18 protein-coding genes and 5 pseudogenes are annotated in these 18,841 nt (G+C 47.8%); 10 read left to right on the top strand and 13 right to left on the bottom strand.

The window, feature by feature from the left end:
- The first annotated feature begins 70 nt into the window (after positions 1-70).
- A pseudogene (locus tag LU633_RS13035) lies at positions 71-1,122 on the top strand (phage/plasmid replication protein, II/X family).
- 83 nt (positions 1,123-1,205) lie between these two features.
- Positions 1,206-1,334 carry a hypothetical protein gene (locus LU633_RS25775; protein WP_267921496.1) on the top strand — a complete coding sequence of 43 codons (129 nt, stop codon included), beginning with the start codon at positions 1,206-1,208 and terminating at the stop codon, positions 1,332-1,334.
- 143 nt (positions 1,335-1,477) lie between these two features.
- Here LU633_RS25775 and LU633_RS13040 read toward each other — a convergent pair whose 3' ends face one another.
- Complete coding sequence (locus tag LU633_RS13040) at positions 1,478-2,800, bottom strand: IS4 family transposase (protein WP_046371868.1); 1,323 nt, start codon at positions 2,798-2,800, stop codon at positions 1,478-1,480.
- A 177-nt stretch (positions 2,801-2,977) separates the two neighbouring features.
- Between LU633_RS13040 and LU633_RS13045 the strand changes: the two are divergent.
- Positions 2,978-3,628, top strand: a pseudogene (locus tag LU633_RS13045) (transposase).
- Here the strand turns inward: LU633_RS13045 and LU633_RS13050 are convergent.
- The gene (locus LU633_RS13050) at positions 3,621-4,640 is read right to left on the bottom strand and encodes an AI-2E family transporter (protein WP_016169679.1); all 1,020 of its coding nucleotides are present in this window, start codon (positions 4,638-4,640) and stop codon (positions 3,621-3,623) included. The pseudogene LU633_RS13045 and the gene LU633_RS13050 overlap by 8 nt on opposite strands.
- Before the next feature lie 131 nt (positions 4,641-4,771).
- Positions 4,772-4,963 (bottom strand): annotated as a pseudogene (locus tag LU633_RS13055) (hypothetical protein); the annotation flags it as partial.
- A gap of 172 nt (positions 4,964-5,135) precedes the next feature.
- Here LU633_RS13055 and LU633_RS13060 point away from each other — a divergent pair.
- Together LU633_RS13060 and LU633_RS25780 are read left to right on the top strand one after the other, a co-directional pair.
- Entirely contained in the window at positions 5,136-6,176 is a 1,041-nt protein-coding gene (locus tag LU633_RS13060) for an IS481 family transposase (RefSeq protein ID WP_046371791.1), read from the top strand.
- Between the two features lie 62 nt (positions 6,177-6,238).
- Positions 6,239-6,367, top strand: a complete 129-nt coding sequence (locus LU633_RS25780) for a hypothetical protein (RefSeq protein WP_016169682.1) — start codon at positions 6,239-6,241, stop codon at positions 6,365-6,367.
- Positions 6,368-6,463: 96 nt separating this feature from the next.
- Here LU633_RS25780 and LU633_RS13065 read toward each other — a convergent pair whose 3' ends face one another.
- Entirely contained in the window at positions 6,464-7,252 is a 789-nt protein-coding gene (locus tag LU633_RS13065) for a siderophore-interacting protein (RefSeq protein ID WP_016169683.1), read from the bottom strand.
- A 387-nt stretch (positions 7,253-7,639) separates the two neighbouring features.
- Between LU633_RS13065 and LU633_RS13070 the strand changes: the two genes are divergently transcribed.
- Both LU633_RS13070 and LU633_RS13075 read left to right on the top strand, forming a co-directional pair.
- Entirely contained in the window at positions 7,640-9,412 is a 1,773-nt protein-coding gene (locus tag LU633_RS13070; RefSeq protein ID WP_016169684.1) for an exopolysaccharide biosynthesis protein, read from the top strand.
- A 114-nt stretch (positions 9,413-9,526) separates the two neighbouring features.
- Positions 9,527-9,676: a hypothetical protein gene (locus LU633_RS13075; protein WP_157275199.1), complete on the top strand. Its 150-nt coding sequence runs from the start codon at positions 9,527-9,529 to the stop codon at positions 9,674-9,676.
- Positions 9,677-9,841: 165 nt separating this feature from the next.
- Here LU633_RS13075 and LU633_RS13080 read toward each other — a convergent pair whose 3' ends face one another.
- Positions 9,842-10,048 (bottom strand): transposase, encoded by a 207-nt coding sequence (locus tag LU633_RS13080; protein WP_152664160.1) that lies wholly within the window; start codon positions 10,046-10,048, stop codon positions 9,842-9,844.
- 279 nt (positions 10,049-10,327) lie between these two features.
- On the opposite strand from LU633_RS13080, the pseudogene LU633_RS13085 reads away from it, so the two are divergent.
- Positions 10,328-11,135, top strand: a pseudogene (locus LU633_RS13085) (transposase); the annotation flags it as partial.
- Between the two features lie 58 nt (positions 11,136-11,193).
- Here the strand turns inward: LU633_RS13085 and LU633_RS13090 are convergent.
- The 5 genes and pseudogenes from LU633_RS13090 to LU633_RS13110 all read right to left on the bottom strand — a co-directional run bounded on the left by LU633_RS13090 (position 11,194) and on the right by LU633_RS13110 (position 14,019).
- Positions 11,194-12,235: pseudogene (locus LU633_RS13090) on the bottom strand (IS481 family transposase).
- A 113-nt stretch (positions 12,236-12,348) separates the two neighbouring features.
- The gene (locus LU633_RS13095) at positions 12,349-12,522 is read right to left on the bottom strand and encodes a hypothetical protein (protein WP_157275200.1); all 174 of its coding nucleotides are present in this window, start codon (positions 12,520-12,522) and stop codon (positions 12,349-12,351) included.
- The gene (locus tag LU633_RS13100; RefSeq protein WP_051124315.1) at positions 12,519-12,776 is read right to left on the bottom strand and encodes a hypothetical protein; all 258 of its coding nucleotides are present in this window, start codon (positions 12,774-12,776) and stop codon (positions 12,519-12,521) included. Before LU633_RS13100 ends, LU633_RS13095 begins: the two co-directional genes overlap by 4 nt.
- Before the next feature lie 109 nt (positions 12,777-12,885).
- On the bottom strand, positions 12,886-13,482 hold the full coding sequence (locus tag LU633_RS13105; protein WP_046371890.1) for a hypothetical protein: 597 nt from the start codon (positions 13,480-13,482) through the stop codon (positions 12,886-12,888).
- Between the two features lie 201 nt (positions 13,483-13,683).
- On the bottom strand, positions 13,684-14,019 hold the full coding sequence (locus LU633_RS13110; protein ID WP_016169688.1) for a hypothetical protein: 336 nt from the start codon (positions 14,017-14,019) through the stop codon (positions 13,684-13,686).
- 488 nt (positions 14,020-14,507) lie between these two features.
- On the opposite strand from LU633_RS13110, the gene LU633_RS13115 reads away from it, so the two are divergent.
- Positions 14,508-15,167, top strand: coding sequence for a class I SAM-dependent methyltransferase (locus LU633_RS13115; RefSeq protein ID WP_016169689.1), 660 nt, complete (start codon positions 14,508-14,510; stop codon positions 15,165-15,167).
- A gap of 66 nt (positions 15,168-15,233) precedes the next feature.
- On the top strand, positions 15,234-15,668 hold the full coding sequence (locus tag LU633_RS13120; protein ID WP_016169690.1) for a DoxX family protein: 435 nt from the start codon (positions 15,234-15,236) through the stop codon (positions 15,666-15,668).
- Between the two features lie 91 nt (positions 15,669-15,759).
- On the opposite strand, the gene LU633_RS13125 is transcribed toward LU633_RS13120, so the two are convergent.
- The 3 genes from LU633_RS13125 to uilS all read right to left on the bottom strand — a co-directional run bounded on the left by LU633_RS13125 (position 15,760) and on the right by uilS (position 18,807).
- Positions 15,760-17,085, bottom strand: a complete 1,326-nt coding sequence (locus LU633_RS13125) for an MFS transporter (protein ID WP_016169691.1) — start codon at positions 17,083-17,085, stop codon at positions 15,760-15,762.
- 479 nt (positions 17,086-17,564) lie between these two features.
- A complete protein-coding gene (locus tag LU633_RS13130) occupies positions 17,565-17,804 on the bottom strand; it encodes a Smr/MutS family protein (RefSeq protein ID WP_016169693.1) in 240 nt (79 codons plus the stop codon).
- 142 nt (positions 17,805-17,946) lie between these two features.
- Positions 17,947-18,807, bottom strand: coding sequence for a UilS family quorum-quenching N-acyl-homoserine lactonase (gene uilS, locus LU633_RS13135; RefSeq protein ID WP_016169694.1), 861 nt, complete (start codon positions 18,805-18,807; stop codon positions 17,947-17,949).
- Positions 18,808-18,841 lie beyond the last annotated feature (34 nt).

An 18,841-nucleotide genomic window follows, 5' to 3' on the forward strand; every position in this document is an offset into this window, starting at 1 on the left:
TGCAACTGAATTGGTACTAATAAGCTCTTGACACGCTTCCTGGTCACAAAATTGTTCTCTGAGGCGATACATGATTGACTGGTTTACCGGAATCCTACCTTGCACACACCGACCGTTACTGGCCGGTAGTGTCGTCAGCGTTGATGCTGACGGGGCGATTGAGTGGGAAACGGTAAAACGGTTAACGGTGAGAGGCTCGTATGAGTCAACAATGAAAGTCAGGTCTGTAGGTTCTGACGGGGAAGGCCGGGCAACCCATATTTATATTGACGGCAATCCATCAAAGTTTTTACAGGGTCACTCTGTTATCGGTTCTGATGATTTACAAGGGTTGGTATTAACGGCCTACGCCAGAATACTGGCCTTACTGCATATTCCTCACGACCTTCCATCCTATCGTCAGGTTATGGCAGGGCAATTTAAGATCTCGCGCATTGATATTAACTACATGTATTCACTATCAACTCTGGAAAATGTCCGCGCATGGCTTTATGCCGCAGAATTTAAGGCTAAAACTCGCCACGGTCGTGCCTGTGGCAAAGGTGGTACCGTTTACTTAGGAAAAACTCCCGGCGATGGAGCCTGAAATTTTATTCAAAATATGATGAACATACTTCTGGTAAAAAAGGGCACCAGATAGCTGAAGAATTCGTTAAGGCTGGCTTGCTTGACTGGTCTAAAGACAAGTTACGAATTGAATTAACACTAAGAACAACTGAATTAATTGACTTAAATCTTACGCTTGGCAGTAACTGGAATATCGAGACTCCCAATAAATTATTCTCTGACTATGTAGGCAGAATAGAAATGAATCAAAATGCCATTTTAACTGATGAAAAAATAATTAAGCTGCCGAGAAAAATACAATCCACCTATTTATTGTGGAAGCAGGGCGAAAATATGAAAGAAATGCTTCCCAAGCCAACATTCTACAGGCACCGAAAAGAACTCCTGTCTTTTGGGATAGATATTAATTTTTATTGTGAATCACCTAATTCAAATAACGTTGTTCCATTAGTGAGAACCCTTGAGGCCAAACCAGCCCAAATTCCTGCATGGGTTTATGAGAAAGGGTTTATTTTTGATTACAACCGTATTTCACATGCCAGCAACTGGCATTAAAGGAGTGTGATATGTCTAATTATGGTCTTTTCGTAAAAGGTAATTTCCTCAGATGGCGGAATTGTTGAAATCAAAGGCTGACTATGGATACGTCAAAATTTGATATTCAGTTTGATAATCATATTCCTGAATCCGGTTATCAGATTGTCCGGCATCATGATGATGGTACAGAAGAAGTCGTGTTTGATTCAGACAACCTGAACGACCAATGACAGCACCGGGAACGCCAGTTCCCGCCATCCCCACCATTGGTGCGCATAATCATAATTATGTTAAATTAAACCTGAATGTCGTTCAGTGCATAACCATGTGCAGATAACGACCAAACATATGTTTACCCTTCCCTTAATGCTGGTCACTTAAGGTGACCAGCAACCTTTTTATCCGGATATTTCCTGCTCTTTACCCTCAACTCTCTCGGGTAACTTCGCTCTCTTCTACCCGGTAACACAAGCCATTTCGCCTGTTCATACAGGGTTCTCAGTTCTCCCGGCATTTTTCCCGGCGAAGCCCAGGGCAGGGTTATCAGCATCCGGATTATTTCGCTTATCGCTCCACTGAAGCTCAGCTGGTAAGGCAGGTAATCTCCTTTCAGATGGAACGCCATCTGCACCATCTGATATCGCACCAGGTTATAAGCCAGCAGTACCCCCCATAGCTCCTGTCTCACCAGCTCCGGCAGGCGACTGCGTAATGTCCACCGGCTGTCCAGCATACCCTGCTTTGCTTCCCGGTAGCCCAGTTCTGTTTCCCAGCGGTGGCGATATAGCTCGCTGATATCTTTACCCGGATAGCGATTCGGGTCTGTCAGTGACGTCAGCACCTGCCTCTCTTTACCGTCTACCCTGCGGGTCAGCAGTCTTGCCACCATTTCTTCCGGGACCCCTGGCCATTGCTTCCTGGCTCGTGGACTGGTTTTCAGGCATATCAGTTCATCTCCACGCCCCAAACGGCGAACCACCTGATACTGTACGTGTTTTTTCAACGGCAACAACCAGTGACGGTGTTCTCCTGCTGTCTGCCAGTGATGAAGCAGACCCATCGAATAAAATCCCTTATCGAACAGGGTGATACTGTTATTCGGGGTTTTCTCCGTCAGGTGCTCAGCCAGCCGCATTTCACTGACTTTTTCACTGTCGAATGCACTGGCGGCGATCAGATGGCTGCTCAGCTCCATCAGACAAACCATTCGCACCTGAGGATAGCCGCCTTCGCCGTACTGGCTGCTGTGTTTACTGAAGACGGCTCTGTTTTCCGGCGTATCGGCGGTACGCCAGACCACGCCGTCGACAGCAAACAGATTCAGACCGTGCCATTTTGGATGTGCAGCCTGCTGATTCCAGTGCTGCTGTGTGATATCAAAAAGCTCCCGCACTGCATTTTCACCCAGAGTCTTACGGCGCTGAATGACAGCGCTGCGTGCGGTAAAAGGAGCTCCGGTCCGGTCAGTAATATCCATCAGATTGACGATTTCGGTCATCGGATGATCGCAAAAAATGGACATCCCAACGACAAGCCAAATCATGGATTCGAGGGAAAGTTTACGTTTACGCAAAGTAACGGTATCGGTCAGGGTGAGCGCCTGCTGAATAAGCTCGGGAGGAATAAGGTCGGCGAGACTACGGGCGCGCTCAGGAGTGGCGGCATTGATGATGCCGAGGGCCTGGGAAAGTTCCATTTAAAAAGGGTTCCATGATGAACATAGAACCCTTTTTACCGCATAAACCGGATCGGTCAACCGATCCTTAAATGATCGGCATTAACCCTTCCCTCATCTTTTTCTTGTAAGACATTAAGACTCTGTCCCAAAAGGCGTTATCGTATAATGCATCCCGGTCATATCTGAGGACAAAGTATGGCAGGCGGTAAAGGGCAGATTAGCGATGAACTCCGGGACAAAATCGCTCCGCTTATCCCGGAACACAAAACCCGCCATCCTCCGGGTACACGCCGAAAACGTGTTGATAATCGGGCCGCAATGAACGCCATTTTCTTCGTCCTCAGCACAGCCTGTCAGTGGAATGCACTCAATGCCACCGGGATAGGTTCATCAGCTTCTGCGCCCCGGCGCTTCAAGGAACGGAGAGGCGCAGGTGTCTTCGGGCGTTTCTGGCAGAACGGATCACTGGCCTGTGAGCACCCGGACGGCACGGACTGCTCATGGTTGTCGAGCGCAGTCTGATGACAGATGCCGGCGGGCTTCCTCTGCCACGGGTCGTCGCAGCAGCAGACAGGCATGACATCAAACTGGTGGCGGACACACCCGGTGCTCTTCAGACGGGGCGTCCGGGGTAAAAAAACGGACCCTGCCCGGACAAAGGCGACGAAGCGCCCGGGCAAAACAGACCGGTTGAGCCGTCGTGACGAGCCTTATATCCCGCCCCGTAAAGAGGAATGAGATGCCAGTAAAACCACGAACTTCAGTGCCCGTCGCCGGACCCTGACCCGACGGGGAAAGACGACTGAGAATTACGGGAGTCTGTTGCCTGTCCTGCCGCTCAGATAAGCTTCGCATGACATAATTCTGATTTGAAATAGGCGTAATACACGGGCGCAGCCACAACACCCGTCAGACCGAAGGCTGATTCAAATACCAGCATTGCCAGCAGTATTTCCCACGTTTTGGCATTAATTCGGGTACCGAAAATTCTGGCATTGATAAAATATTCAAGTTTGTGCACCAGAATAAGAAATATTAGCGCTATAGATGCCGCTTCAAGTGATATTGAGAGGCCAATTAGTACTATGATCGTGTTAGAAATAAGATTGCCAATAACAGGCAGAAGTCCGGCAATAAATGTCACCGCCACAATTGTCTTTGCAAACGGGAAATGCAGATTGAACAAGGGTAAAATGCCGAATAAAAAGCCTGCGCTGAGTACGGTATTTACCAGAGATATTTTAATTTGGGCAAAAACCACATCATGAAAAGATGCGGCAAGCCTGCTGAGTCGCTCAAGCAATTCATGCTTTAATGGCGCATTATGTTGGTCGCTACCGCTAACACGTAATGAAATAATCGCACCAAGCAACATGCCAATAAGCATAGTTGCAAAAGTATGGGCTGCACTTTTTCCAAACGTTTGCACCACCACCAGATGCTCCCGCAACCACATTACCAACTGATGCTGTAATTCATCGATATCTGCTGGCAAATAGCGTGTGATTACAGGGGATAACGTTCGTTGAGCGTCTTCAAGTAGCTTGCTTGCCGCGGCGTGAAACGCCGCAGGATTTTGAAAGTCATTAAGCAAAAAGCCGATAACTTTGGTTATTCCTAAAACTAGCGATACCACCACTAACAAAGTAAGAAAGAAAATGATAATCCAACGTGCCAGCGGTCCTTTAACCCACTTTTCAACCCAGGGAGTCAGAGCAAGAATGGTTTCATAAACGATAAAGCCTGCCAAAAAACATGGTAGCAGTCGCAGAGGAAAGATTGAAAATAAGGCAAGAGCAATTAATAAATAACTGGTCAACTCACAAACCCGTTGCCTGTTGAGCGATTGTAGCGACATGACATTTCCTGACCGAGAAGTAAAAACGCATTGTAATTCATAGTGTACTCATTGCGAGGCTCTTTTTAGCATCCGCAGCAGAATCATTTAACGATTACCCTGCCCTGCATCCGTCGTCAGATGGCGCAGCGTCAGGATGATAAAGTCATACAAGACACATTTTGTTGGAAAAAATGATTAAACATGATTGCCGGGCGGACGTTTAAGGCCATCAACAACATGTCTGGAATTGCCGTTGCTCCGGGAGGCTTGCCAAACTGTCGCTTGAAGCTGCGATTGTAAGATTGCTGTGAATCGAAACCGAATGAAATTGCTACATCAATTGTACATAGATTTGTGTAATTGCCTGATTTTGATATGTTCAATCCAGCATCAAAAGCAGGTTAATTTATGTGTATTAGTCGCGACTTGATCTGACACTGGACCTTGAAAGGTTGAGAGTTACCGGTTTTGATATGGGTGTCTAATCCTTAAACAAAACGCGAGGTAACTCTCATGATTCATACTAACAATCCCATCATCAAACACAAAGCCGGCCTGCTCAATCTCGCCGAAGAACTCGGTAACGTATCAAAAGCCTGCAAGATCATGGGCGTGTCACGCGACACGTTTTACCGTTATCAGGAACTGGCTGCTGAAGGCGGCATCGATGCGCTGATTAACCAGAACCGCCGCGTCCCCAACCTGAAGAACCGCGCCGACGAAGCCACTGAACGCGCTGTTGTTGAATATGCCGTTGAGTTCCCGGCCCACGGGCAACACCGGACCAGTAATGAGCTGCGTAAAAAAGGCGTGTTTATCTCCGGTAGCGGCGTGCGCTCCATCTGGCAACGGCACGACCTGGAGAACTTCCGTAAACGCCTGAAGGCACTTGAGGAAAAGGTCGCCAGAGAAGGCATCGTGCTTACCGACGCTCAAATCGCAGCGCTGGAGAAGAAGGCCCACGATGACGAGGCCAGCGGAGAAATCGAAACTGCTCACCCGGGTTATCTCGGGTCGCAGGACACCTTCTACGTGGGCAATCTGAAAGGTGTGGGTCGTATCTACCAGCAGACGTTCGTGGATACGTACTCGAAAGTGGCACACTGCAAGCTGTATACGAGTAAAACGCCGATCACCGCCGCAGACCTGCTCAATGATCGCGTACTGCCGTTCTACGAGGCTCAGGGACTGCCGATGCTGAGGATCCTGACCGACAGGGGAACGGAGTACTGTGGTAAGGTGGAGCAGCATGATTACCAGCTGTATCTGGCCATCAACGATATCGACCATACAAAAACGAAGGCGATGTCTCCGCAGACGAACGGCATCTGCGAGCGCTTCCATAAAACTATTTTGCAGGATTTTTATCAGGTTACGTTCCGTAAGAAGTTATACGAAGACCTGGAGAGCCTGCAAACGGATCTGGACAACGGGTTGTGGCATTACAATAATGAGCGAACTCATCAGGGAAAAATGTGCTGCGGGCGTACGCCAATGGCCACGTTACTTGATGGTAAACGAGTCTGGGCAGAAAAAAATCTGAACCAGATGTAATCTGACAGACACCTGTATAAATAACCGGTAACTGTCAGATCAGGTCTGAGCTAGTACAATTTATGGACGAAAAACAGTCGCAGGCCCTGACTCACGAACTGGCCAAAAATCTCAAAACCCCTGACGATCTCAGTCAGTTTGAGCGCCTCATGCGCGGTAAACGTACAACAACCCCCCGGAGACAGGGCTGACATCCCGCCTTTGCATACGGCACTTTCTTCGTGTGCAGGACGGTGCTGAGGTACCTCTTGCCTTCATTATTATCCCATGATGATAATAACCGTCGTTCAGATAGCATTCTTTTTATGCCAGTAGGCGACGGCACGAACAAAATCTGGCTGCAGCTGACGTTCAACAATAAAGTAGTCACTGAGCTGTTTTACCACTGCACCTTCCCCCGTCAGCCAGATGAAATAATCCTTTGCTGGTAACGCCAGGTTATTCAGTTCAGTCATCAGTGTCTTCATCCTTTCGCCGTACATTGTGCCACTACCCAGCCAGAAAATTTCAATATCAGGTCGTTCACCCAGATAGCAGCGTCCCATGTTCTCTTCAGCAAAAGCGTAGAGCCTGATTGACTTTCCCTTCATGGTCTGACAACGGCGCAGAAAAGCAGGTAATCCACTTTCATCGCAAACGTAAAGCTGAAATTGATAGTCGTCCGGAACGATCAGAGAACCACGCGGTCCCCCAATGGCCAGCAGATCGCCCGGTCTGGCTTTCACCGCCCAGTCGCTGGCAAGGCCTGATTTATGTATATAGAAATCGACAGTGAGACGGTCAATGCCATTAAAAAACAGTGGGGTATAATCGCGAGCAGCAGGCCTGGCACCCTCTTTCCACACCACGCCTCCGCCGGTGATCTCGGGCAGGTTACAAATACCGGTTTCCGCATCCGGGAAAAACACTTTGATATGGTCGTCGAACCCATGTGAAGCGAAGCCATTCAGCGCATCGCCACCCAGTTCAACACGGTAAAAACTATTGGCTATGAATGTTTTGGATATCACTTCAACCGGACGAAAATGCAGTTCGTTTCTTACACGGCGTGGTATGTGATCGATTTGTTCAGACAATGTTATTTTCCTTTTTAAAACTGGGGCGTTTCGCTGAATTCTTGATAATGACTGCTTAGAATATATTTTCGATATAACTTACTCACAAGTCAGCAGCGCAAGTAATCGAGGCGTCATGTCAAAAATGACACATAATGTTAAAAATCATACCGTCTCTTATCGTTACCGATACAATCCCAGTACCAGACTGAGTATGGCTCCGAATATTCCGCTTTATCGCCCGTCCTTATCCTTCGTTTTGATGAAGTCAGTCCCGCTCGGGTTGAAATGCTAATTATTGCTGATGAACTTCCAGTTTATACCGTTAACTTATTGCTGGTATTGGGTTTTTTAAGCACCTCCCCCCAGTTATAATCAGCCTGCATAATTAATAATGAGGGTATGATCATGACACCAACCGTCCTGACAGGAAATACGCCAAGCGCAGTCTTCACATTAAAGAATGTTGTTGAATTACGTGCTCATGAGCCGAAAGAACACGGCGAAATTGTCATTTTGTTGGAATATAATACAGGCACCATGGCGGGTGGAGGCTTATTTGTTTATGACATGACTGACAGGACCTCCCGTGATGACGGTGGTTATGTGTTCATTACTCGTGGAGGGAAGCGCTGGCGACGCTACGTAAGCGATCTCAACCATCTGAATATCGTGCATTTTGGTGCCGTTCCCGATGGTAAAACCGACTGCCTTGCAGCCGTAACCAGGATGTGGCGCTGGTCACGTATTGTACAGGACGGCGTGCGCATCAATGAGGATATTGGCATCAAATTTCCTGCCGGTCGCTTCTTTATTTCCTCATTCGATGTTGTGAGTGAATTTCCCACGTGGGATGCCACAAAATTCCGTCTGGTCGGTGAAAACGTTTATTTTGGTTACCACAATAATACCTTCCTGGTATCCAACAATGACAGCAACTACATGTTCAGAGTGAGAGCTCGATTCGTTGAGATCACCGGACTGGCGATTGACGGGCGCAGCAACGTTAATGGTCAGCGTAACAGAAAAGGCTTTTATGAAAATACCAACCCCGGAGGTCAGTTTTTACGTGTATCCTGCGTGACATTCGCCAATATGGGGGGGCGTGGCCTGAGCCTGCTGGATACCCTCGACTGTAAAATTGACCAGTGGTATGCAAGAGATTGCCATGAAACAGTGGTTTACGCTAAGTGGTCCGATCAGGTTATTGGCGTATGGGACCATGTGACTGCGGTAGAACTGAGTAACTTTAATATTCAGAATGGTCGTGAGCACCCGATGATTGACTTGCCGCGTTCAACACAGTCACTTATCTGGAATGGCTGGATTGAACACACGGAATTCCCCGGCGATATCTCCAACGGCCAGTGGACAATTAACGCGTTAAGTATTGAAAATTGCCAGAACCCACTCAAAGCGCACTATTGTCGGATAGTGTCAACGCAACTAAACCTGCAGTCGGGCAGCCGTATAGACACCAGCGATCAGGGTGAAAGATGGCTGAATGAATGGGAAATGGGCCGGGGGTGGTATGAAAACTATGGCGCGCGTATCGAAGGGTCGCTGAGTTATGACTATATCTCGTCAACTGAGTATATGCATAACGAAAAGGAGAATGGAGCCTGGTTCTTCCTCGGCCATATGCATATGGAGAGATGGCAGTCGCAGACGTTAATTAAAATAGTGGGCACGTCCGAGTGGGCATCTGTCCCCCCCACTCAGGTCGACTTTAGTCCCCATACGCCAGAAGGGCGCGCTGACCTGTTTCTGCATAATGTGCAGGGAACAGTAAGGGGATGCTGGTCGTGTGTGGGTTCCTCGCCTGTTACTCGTGTTCATGTTGAAAAAGCCGGCAACAACAGGGTGAATATATATATTAAGATCAACAAATTTACCTCATGGGCCAAAGCGTTTGTTACCACCACCTCGCCAGACCGCTTCAACTCTGGGGTGACCTTCCGCTTCGACAAAAAATATGAGCTGGTAACCGACCAAACTAAGCTAAATGAACTGGAAAATGCGCCGGTGAACTGTTTCAACCAGACGTGGATGGGAAATGCCCGGGTTGGATTTGGTTACAATAATGATAATGAACTGCTGTTCCGCGGTAGAATTGAGAATAATCAACTGATGGTCAGGATTAACGGACAGCGCTTCGGCATTCCGATAAATCGCCTTTAACGTGCACTGAGACCCGACGACGCGCCGTCGGGCTTCCGCCGTAAGCCTGTACATAGATTTGTGTAATTGCCTGATTTTGATATGTTCAATCCAGCATCAAAAGCAGGTTAATTTATGGACGAAAAACAGTCGCAGGCCCTGGCTAACGAACTGGCCAAAATTCTGGCACAGGCGGAACCCCCACTGGCGTTCCAGACCTCGCTGACCAGACGGCGTTTAACGGCACGGTCAGCATCAGGCTCAGTACTGTTTTTACGTGTGTAGCGATAACTGCTGCGGTGAACACCGAACAGTCGGCACAATGAGGCAACCGGGTACTGCGCCCTCAGACTGTCGATTATCGAGAACTGTTGAGGGAGTCCGACATCAAGAGCGCTGTAGCCTTTTTTAGGATTTCGTTTTCCATTTCAAGGCGCTGTATACGTTTTCTCATTTCCCTGAGTTCAGTTTGCTCAGGAGTGACAGGCAGCCCCGATGTTTTTTTCCCTGACGCTGCAGACGTAACGATTTTACCCACCGGTTGATGGCAGAAAGACTGACATTCATCGTCTTAGCAGCTTCACCGTGTGTGTAGTGCTGGTCGAGGCCCCGCTTTGCCGCTTCAAGTTTAAATTCAGCAGTAAATACCTTGCTCATTGGTTCACCTGTGAAATTTTGAGGTGGGCATATCACCTCAACTCAGATGGCCAAATTCAGTGTGCCACTACAACCTTCCAACATGTTCGCACAATGACGTTATATTAAAGAGGCCGCTGCGGGATTCGATTTTCGCAGCGGCCTCTTTAACATAACGTGTGGCACATTATGCGCACCAATATGACAGATGGAGAAAAACAGTCCTGTGGAGACTGTAATTAAAATTGTGTAATTGCCTGTTTTTGATATGTTCACTCCAACAATGGAGACAGGCAAATTATGGACGAGAAGAAACTTAAGGCCCTTGCTGCTGAACTGGCCAAAGGCCTCAAAACTGAGGCCGGCCTTAATCAGTTTTTCCGCATGCTCACGAAGCTGACCGTTGAAACGGCACTCAATGCAGAACTGACTGACCACCTCGGGCATGAGAAAAATGCCCCTAAAACCAGCACCAATACCCGCAACGGCTACTCTTCGAAAACGCTGCTGTGCGACGACGGTGAAATCGGGCTAAACACGCCGCGCGACCGGGAAAATACCTTTGAACCTCAGCTGATTAAGAAGAATCAGACGCGTATCGCGCAGATGGACAGCCAGATTTTATCCTTGTATGCCAAAGGCATGACCACGCGGGAAATCGTCGATACGTTCAAAGAGATGTACGATGCTGATGTGTCACCGGCCCTGATATCAAAAGTCACGGATGCCGTTAAAGAGCAGGTCGCCGAATGGCAGCGTGATTAACAAAGCGGTGTTCCTGGTGCCGGGCATCAATACCGAAGGCCGGAAAGAGCTTCCGGGGATGTGGCTGGCTGAAAATGAAGGTGCAAAGTTCTGGCTGAACGTGCTGACGCAACTTAAAAATCGCGGCCTTCAGGACATCCTGATTGCCTGCGTGGATGGCCTGAAGGGCTTCCCGGATGCGATAAACAGCGTCTATCCGCAGACTCACATCCAGCTGTGCATCATCCACAAAGCGGTCACGGGCAGGCTGAAAACCGTTTATCAGGCACCAACAGAAGCGGCCGCACGGATGGCGCTGGCTGCGTTCGCCGAAGATTGGGATGACAAATATCCACAAATCAGCTGTACTAGCTCAGACCTGATCTGACAGTTACCGGTTATTTATACAGGTGTCTGTCAGATTACATCCGGTTCAGCTCCTTTTCTGCCCAGACCCGTTTTCCATCAAGTAACGTGGCCATTGGCGTTCGCCCGCAGCACATTTTTCCCTGATGAGTTCGCTCATTATTGTCATGCCATAATCCGTTGTCCGGATCCGTTTGCAGGCTCTCCAGGTCCCCATATCACTTCTTGCGGAACGTGACCTGATAAAAATCCTGCAAAATCGTTTTATGGAAGCGCTCGCAGATGCCGTTCGTCTGTGGGGACATCGCCTTCGTTTTCGTATGGTCGATATCGTTGATGGCCAGATAAAGCTGGTAATCATGCGGCTCCACCTTACCACAGTACTCCGTTCCCCTGTCGGTCAGTATTCTCAGCACCGACAGCCCCTGGGCCTCACAGAACGGCAGTACCCGATCATTTAGCAGGTCGGCGGCAGTGATCGGTGTTTTACTCGTATACCGCTTGCAGTGTGCCACTTTCGGGTACGTATCCACGAACGTCTGCGGGTAGATACGGCCCACCCCTTTCAGATTGCCAACGTAGAAGGTGTCCTGCGACCCGAGATAACCCGGATGAGCCGTCTCGATTTCGCCGCTGGCCTCATCATCATGCGCCTTTTTTCTCCAGCGCGGCGATTGGGGCACCGGTAAGCACGATGGCTTCTCTGGTGAGCTTTTCCTCAGGCGCCTTCAGGCGTTTACGGAAGTTCTCCAGGTCGTGTCGTTGCCATATGGCGCGCACGCCGCTGCCGGAGATAAACACGCCTTTTTTACGCAGCTCATTACTGGTCCGGTGCTGCCCGTGGGCCGGGAACTCAACGGCATATTCAACAACCGCGCGTTCAGTGGCTTCGTCGGCGCGGTTCTTCAGGTTGGGAACCCGGCGGTTCTGGTTAACCAGTGCATCGATGCCACCTTCAGCAGCCAGTTCCTGATAACGGTAAAACGTGTCGCGCGACACGCCCATGATCTTGCAGGCTTTTGATACGTTACCAAGTTCTTCGGCGAGATTGAGCAGGCCGGCTTTGTGTTTGATGATGGGATTGTGAGTATGAAGCATGAGAGTGACCTCGCGTTTTGTTTAAGGATTAGACACCCATATCAAAACCGGTAACTCTCAACCTTTCAAGGTCCAGTGTCAGATCAAGTCGCGACTAATACAGTTAAACTGTTTCATTCAGGCCAGTTAATCATCTCGTCAAGGCCGGACAGCAACGCCGGAAAGTAGCTCTCATCTATGCAAAAAAAATCTTTAACCTCTGCACTATCTGCATTATCTTCGGGTCTGAGCAGAAGATTAACCACAACAGCTTCGCCAAATTCGGTTTTATGAAACTCAAGTATCACCTGATTTTCTCTGCTATTAAAAAAAACCGCATGGCTTTTTTTTGGTGAAGAATGGATTCATAGAGAGTCTGTAACCGGTCTTTAAGACGCCGAAGTTCGACAATAGTAAAGGATGCTGAAAAAGCTGTATTTAGCCCCGGTAGTAAAAACTCCACCCAGACTTTTATCCAGTCATATAATGGTTCTTCTGGCGTTGGTAACCTTTCATAAGGAGCAAGTTTAAATCGTCTGGCTCCACTAATTATATCAAACATGACGAAGTTCTCTCACGGCTTGTACTGGAAATGGTGAATTGTCCAATCTTTTTCCCGAACAAGTATTTCCAGTCTGTATTCTTTATAAAGATACCTCCCTTTACGGCTCTTATCCTCTACGGCTCTTATCCTCGACAAGTCTGAACATCTTTGTCTCATATTGGTATAAGCCAGGTACTTTGTCGGGATCAGCCATTCTTCGACCATAGCGAATAGCTTTCTCCTGAAGCTGCAAAGGCACATAGCGTCCAGGGTTATACATATGCTTCGCAGCCGTTTCTGTCATTTTAAGATTACGGGCTGACAGACCCATTTTTAACCGGCTTCGCAAGAAACTGACCGTTCCCTGACTGAGCTTTACCGTGATGGACGTTCTGACTCCGCTTTGCAGCAGTGCCCTGCCCGCAAAGAAGATGCGAAAAACACCTACTGCGAGTAACGCAATATCAATCGGGTCAATCAGCGGTGATTCCAGCGGTACTTCTTCCAGTCTGACAAAAATTCCATCGGTGTCATAAATTCGCCAAAGACCGGGAGCATGTGAAACGGAATAACCGATACACATCCCGCTTTCGTCATCGGTTATGGGTTTAGCATTGTGGGGTAAAAGTCGGGGACGGATTTCAAAATATTCCCCTTGTGGTAATCGCGACTGAAAAATGCAATGGTGCCTTGGTTCTTCCGTTACTGCAAATCCTGTTGTCATAAAGCAAATCCCTCATATCAGAATTAATAGCTGGCCGTTCATCCTGAACACCGACGATTATCATTCTTTCACACACGCTGTAAGGCTTCAATTTCATCAACTGTCCATGTCGATTGCCTGAATGACCTGCGGCCGCAAAAAACAGGCTTTGCAGTGACATATTATGGCTGACGCCATAACACTTTCTGAGTCCTCGCTTCGCTACGGTGCTTCCGCCGCAAAGCACCTCCCATGCCTGACGGCATCAAAAAAAGAATAACCAGCGATGGCAGTAGCTGAAAAATAAAGATTCGTCCGGATTGGATGGCCTGATGGATCTCCGGCAGCAAATGAAAAATCAAAACCGTCAGAAGCAGATGTTTCGAAAATAACTGACTCAACAAGAACCTGAATCCTGGATACATCAACCGAAGAGAAAAATTCTTTCAATTGTTTATGTTGTGAAGCCGATGCAGTCACTGCAAGTATATTGGCTCCATCAAAAGGGAATACTTTTGTACCTACGATGTTATCCCCTTTAAGGAATACATCAATCACCGGGGCAAGGTCTTTAGCTCTTACCTCATTAACAGGATAATTGAGGCTAAGTTCTGGAAGACTGATATGGGATTTCCCGCTTACGGGCTTCAGCAGTCTGGTCTGCCTGGCCCTGTTAGAGGTGGAGCTTTAAGTATTTTGGAGATGTATAAAGCTCTTAAAGAGGGACGTGTCAAAAATGAGTGATTTGCGCCTTATCTTGATTTTAGTACCTTTTTTTGTTTTTTTGGACTTTTAATCCTTTGGAGGATATTTAAAATGAAACGTCATCGTATGTCTCGTCGTAGTTTTCAAAAACATGCTCATTCACCCGTCCTCACCGTATTACATGTGGCGGCTCCCGTCTTTAGCCTTAATATAGATTATGTTATCGTGTTCCGGCAGGGATTTTACTTATGTGACTTAATTTGAGATAATTGTTGCAATCAGGCCAACAATTCCATTACCTTACAGAGACAAAAAACACAGATGATTATTAAGGGAAAAGGATGCGTGTTGATAGCGCAAGAGGTTCTCAGGTATATACTCCACTCACACTCAAGCTGTATGACTGGTGGGTTTTAAGTATATCCAATCGATTTGTCTGGCGCTGCCCGACAGAACAGATACTGTTGCCCCATTTTCAGCGTTATCTTGCTACTAATCATCTCGACATCGGCGTAGGTACGGGATATTACCCGGCTCAATCGTCTGATTTATTAAAAAAAATCACGTTGTTGGACCTCAATTCTTTCAGTCTCCACTCAGCAGCTCAACGTATCGGAACGGCGCGCCTGACTGAATCTATTCGACATGATGTGTTTGTCCCCTTTCCTGCTGAAATGGCAGACCGCTATGATTCGGTCTCGATTTTTTACCTTTTGCACTGCCTTCCAGGTGACATGGCGCTTAAGGCAAAGGTGCTGGAGAATATCAAATCAGCCGTTACGCAAAACGGAACAGTTTATGGTGCCACTATTCTTGGCCGCGGTGTGGAACATAATACGTTTGGACGCAGGCTAATGACCGTTTATAACAAAAAGGGGATTTTTAGCAATCAGAGTGATTCGCTGCCAGACTTGAAAGCAGCGCTGCAACGCCATTTTCGCGAGGTAGACATCCAGCTTCACGGTACAGTAGCGCTCTTTGCCGCGCGGAATAAGAATTAAGATTGCGAATTCCTTTTCGTCTTTTCGCTCATCACATTGTTTACGCTCACTTGCTAAGGAACACCTATGTTTTCTGCAATCAACAGCAGTTTTACCCGTCTTTTCGATCGCCCGGATTTTGGCAAACTTCTGTTACGCCTGACGCTGGGTGGTCTGCTTCTGTTTCACGGCGAATTCAAAGTGATCCATGGTACGGACTGGATTACGGCCTTGTTAAAAGCGCATAGCATTCCGGGGTTCGTTGCCTGGGGCGCTTATATCGGTGAAGTGATTGCCCCAGTCATGCTTATTATTGGCTTAATGACGCGCCCGGCTGCATTTGTTATTGCGATAAATCTGGCATTTGCCATCCTACTGGTGAAAACTGGTGCCGCATGGGACAGAAACAGCGTTGGTGCCTGGGCGTTAGAAAGTGAAGCATTCTACTTCTTTTGCGCATTTGCCATTATGCTGCTGGGGCCAGGAAAATACGTTTTAGTGCGCAACAGCAGCCTGCATTAGCCGTTAAGGTCCACGCCCTGGTTGGTATTTTTATTATCCTGTGACGGCAGAACACGGTACTTAGATTTTATCTTTAGCAAGGAAATACACCTCAGCTACTACGATGATACGCGTACCTGTACTTAACTAACAACATTAACGAAGTGAGTGTGGCTGGTATTGCCAGGCTGGTAAAAACTTGGGTGATATTCCAGCCCATAGATAACATTTCCGCACCCGCGAACGCGCTAAGAATAGCCCCGATACGACCAACCCCATGCATCCAGCTTGAACCTGTTGCACGAGCATGGGTGGGATAATAGCTTGCGGAAAGCGCATTCATACCCGTATTTGCGCCATTGAGACAGAACCCGCTGCTGAAGGCAACCAGACTAAGTGTCAGCGTATGCGCAGGTGCATACCCGATAGAAACTGTTGCAATAGCACCGACAAAGTAGATCGAAGCCAGGGCAAGATTGGCATTGAAACGGTCCATCATCCAGCCTGCGAAAAGCGAACCGACTGTGCCGCCAGCCTGATACATTGCAGTAATTAGCGCGGCCTGGGTCACGGTCATTCCCATATCTTTAATCAGCGATGGCAGCCAGCTGCCGATCAGATACACGAGAAAAAGCCCCATAAAGTAACCACCCCAGAGCATGGTGCTGCCCAGTAAATAAGGGCGGGTTGTTACCAGGCGTACTGAACTGTGGCGCTCAGACCTTTCAGACAGCGTAAATTCGCAGCCTGGTCTGACTTTACCAGGTGCCATTTTTTCAACAATACGATGGATTTGTGCGGACGAGGCATTGTGAGCAAGCAGAAAACGCACTGACTCCGGTAACCATGAGATCAGTACTGGCACAATGAGTAGCGGTAACAGCCCGCCCACGATCAACACGGCATGCCAGCCAAATGTTGGAATAAGCCATGATGCCGCGAATCCACCACCTGCCGCACCAAGAGTAAAACCGCAAAAAACCACGGTAATAATAAAAGCCCGTTTGCGCGCCGGGGAATACTCCGCAATCAGTGTGCCAACATTTGGCATGGCGGCACCCAGCCCTAATCCCGTAAGAAAGCGGAATAACACCATCTGGTCAATGTCTTGTGAAAATGCGGATATCAGGGTCCACAGGCCAAAGAAAAAAACGCTACTGATGATAATCATCCTGCGGCCAAAACGATCTGCCAGCGGGCCTGCCAGCATGGCCCCTAAGGCAAGACCAATTAGCGCTGCGCTGATCACCACCCCCAGCTGTTGCATAGTGACGCCCCACATCGCTTTCAGAGAAGGAGCAATAAATCCCATTACGGCAATATCTATCCCATCCATTGCCACAACGGCAAAACAGAGAATAATAATTCGAAGCTGGTAACGGCTGATACTCCCCTCATTAATTAGGGTTCTCACATCCGCCGCGGCTAGACTTTCCACAATAATGCTCCACAGGCCACTGTCATCTGGCAGGCTGGCGTCGGTTTTAAACGTGACGGCTATGATAACGGATTGTAAGGAAGTTCACTTGCTAAATTACAGCCCTCAAATGCAGTAAAAATCACTGGCAGGACAGCAGCATCCCTGATTAAAAAGAAAGAATTTTTAGCTATGGTGAGTTTGACCTGCCACGTTATCAGATGTTGGTCGCAGGTCCACCGCAACAAACAGTCAGAGGGAACCAAAAATAAATCAATGATGTTGACAATAAGCAGACGCTTTGATGATGACAGTAAGTTGAGAACATTGTCCTGCATTAGAAACAGGCTGGGGATAGTTCAACCGGTGTAACTGGATGTTACATGTAGACAAGTAAATAGTGGCAAGTCTCCGCCCCAAAAAATATCGCACTATTGCCGTTGATGCCGATTGTACAACAGATAACACATCTGCCATGTCTGTGATATTTTGTGACAACGTCACAAAATATAATATAAAAACGCTTGTTGAATGCCCTCTGCTTTGAACGCAATCGGCATGGTAAGAGGCACGATATCGATACAACCGCTTACCAGGGGATTATCTGAGTGTTTATCTTCCATCTCATTATTGAAAGGTTTGGTTAGAGGCGTTTTTGACCAGTTAGTAAGTACACTATCCTTCAGTGGCACCGCATCTTTCATTTCTTTTCTGAATAGCTTTTTATCTTCGTAATTCATTTCGCCTCTCCCAACGCTGACATACAAAACACGTGTATAACAATATTATTTGGCCCAGTGGAAGCGAAGCTACAAAATACGACATTTGACGTCTATTATAGCGGCGGGCTCTGTTGAACCCGCCGTTAATCGTCATCTAAAATTACAGGTGCGTTTTAAACCATTCTGTCTGAATGCTGATAACCTGCTTAAAGTGCTCTCCTGCATAAATGTCGTAATGACGGGCGCTGCTTTCCTCATATAACCTTTTCTCTTTGGCCCCTGCTGCGTCAAATAATGCCCGTCCCTGTTCCGGGAGATTAACAGTATCCTGACCAGCAATAACGACCAGAGTGGGGCACGTCACCTGTGAGTCATTCAATGCAGGTTTGTACAGAAGGGTTTCCCTCACCGTAAGAAACGGTATTTTGATGTCCATCTTTGGATACTGCGCTCTGTTTTCTTCGAAAAATGATTTTGATTCTGCATCGCTCAGTACCCGGTTGACCCCCACGAACATTTCTTTGCCAGTACTCTTCTGCTTTTCAGCCATCTTATCCAGGGTTAAAAGAAAAGCCTCTTTCTCTGCATCATTCATCTTGCCGGTGACGATTTCTTCACCGTCTGCAAAAGCCAGCTGACTGACGATACATTTTATTCCCGGGTCTCTGACCGCTGCACCAAATACGTGGCATCCCCCAAATGATGTTCCCCACAGGCCAATACGCTGCGCATCTAGGGATGACTGTTCTCTTGCCCAGTTAACAACAGAAATAATATCGTCAATTTGCATAGCAGGAACTAAACGACCGCGTTCGCCTTCGCTGTCCCCGAAACCACGGTAATCAAACGTGATGGTGGTAAATCCGGACCGGGTAAATGCTTCAGCAAAATCAGGTAGCAGAATTTCTCTGATACCACAGAAGCCATGGCACAAAATGATCGCCGGGCTTTTTGTACTCTCGGCGGGAGAGCGAAGCGTCAGAACGATGCCGTCAGAAAGCTTATGCGTTGAAATTTCCATCAATATATATGTCCTTTTAAGCTTAACGTGCGCG

It is taken from the genome of Erwinia tracheiphila (genome assembly GCF_021365465.1).
In the GTDB taxonomy this organism is placed as follows: domain Bacteria; phylum Pseudomonadota; class Gammaproteobacteria; order Enterobacterales; family Enterobacteriaceae; genus Erwinia; species Erwinia tracheiphila.

What these genes read in the sequence shown, in the direction of transcription:
- LU633_RS13120 (WP_016169690.1), top strand. Translation starts at nt 15,234, where the DNA reads ATGTTTTCTGCAATCAACAGCAGTTTTACCCGTCTTTTCGATCGCCCG.
- LU633_RS13050 (WP_016169679.1), bottom strand. Translation starts at nt 4,640, where the DNA reads ATGTCGCTACAATCGCTCAACAGGCAACGGGTTTGTGAGTTGACCAGT.
- LU633_RS13040 (WP_046371868.1), bottom strand. Translation starts at nt 2,800, where the DNA reads ATGGAACTTTCCCAGGCCCTCGGCATCATCAATGCCGCCACTCCTGAG.
- LU633_RS25775 (WP_267921496.1), top strand. Translation starts at nt 1,206, where the DNA reads ATGGATACGTCAAAATTTGATATTCAGTTTGATAATCATATTCCTGAA.
- uilS (WP_016169694.1), bottom strand. Translation starts at nt 18,807, where the DNA reads ATGGAAATTTCAACGCATAAGCTTTCTGACGGCATCGTTCTGACGCTT.
- LU633_RS13100 (WP_051124315.1), bottom strand. Translation starts at nt 12,776, where the DNA reads ATGTTTGATATAATTAGTGGAGCCAGACGATTTAAACTTGCTCCTTAT.
- LU633_RS13060 (WP_046371791.1), top strand. Translation starts at nt 5,136, where the DNA reads ATGATTCATACTAACAATCCCATCATCAAACACAAAGCCGGCCTGCTC.
- LU633_RS13070 (WP_016169684.1), top strand. Translation starts at nt 7,640, where the DNA reads ATGACACCAACCGTCCTGACAGGAAATACGCCAAGCGCAGTCTTCACA.
- LU633_RS13130 (WP_016169693.1), bottom strand. Translation starts at nt 17,804, where the DNA reads ATGAATTACGAAGATAAAAAGCTATTCAGAAAAGAAATGAAAGATGCG.
- LU633_RS13105 (WP_046371890.1), bottom strand. Translation starts at nt 13,482, where the DNA reads ATGACAACAGGATTTGCAGTAACGGAAGAACCAAGGCACCATTGCATT.
- LU633_RS13075 (WP_157275199.1), top strand. Translation starts at nt 9,527, where the DNA reads ATGGACGAAAAACAGTCGCAGGCCCTGGCTAACGAACTGGCCAAAATT.
- LU633_RS25780 (WP_016169682.1), top strand. Translation starts at nt 6,239, where the DNA reads ATGGACGAAAAACAGTCGCAGGCCCTGACTCACGAACTGGCCAAAAAT.
- LU633_RS13115 (WP_016169689.1), top strand. Translation starts at nt 14,508, where the DNA reads ATGCGTGTTGATAGCGCAAGAGGTTCTCAGGTATATACTCCACTCACA.
- LU633_RS13080 (WP_152664160.1), bottom strand. Translation starts at nt 10,048, where the DNA reads ATGAGCAAGGTATTTACTGCTGAATTTAAACTTGAAGCGGCAAAGCGG.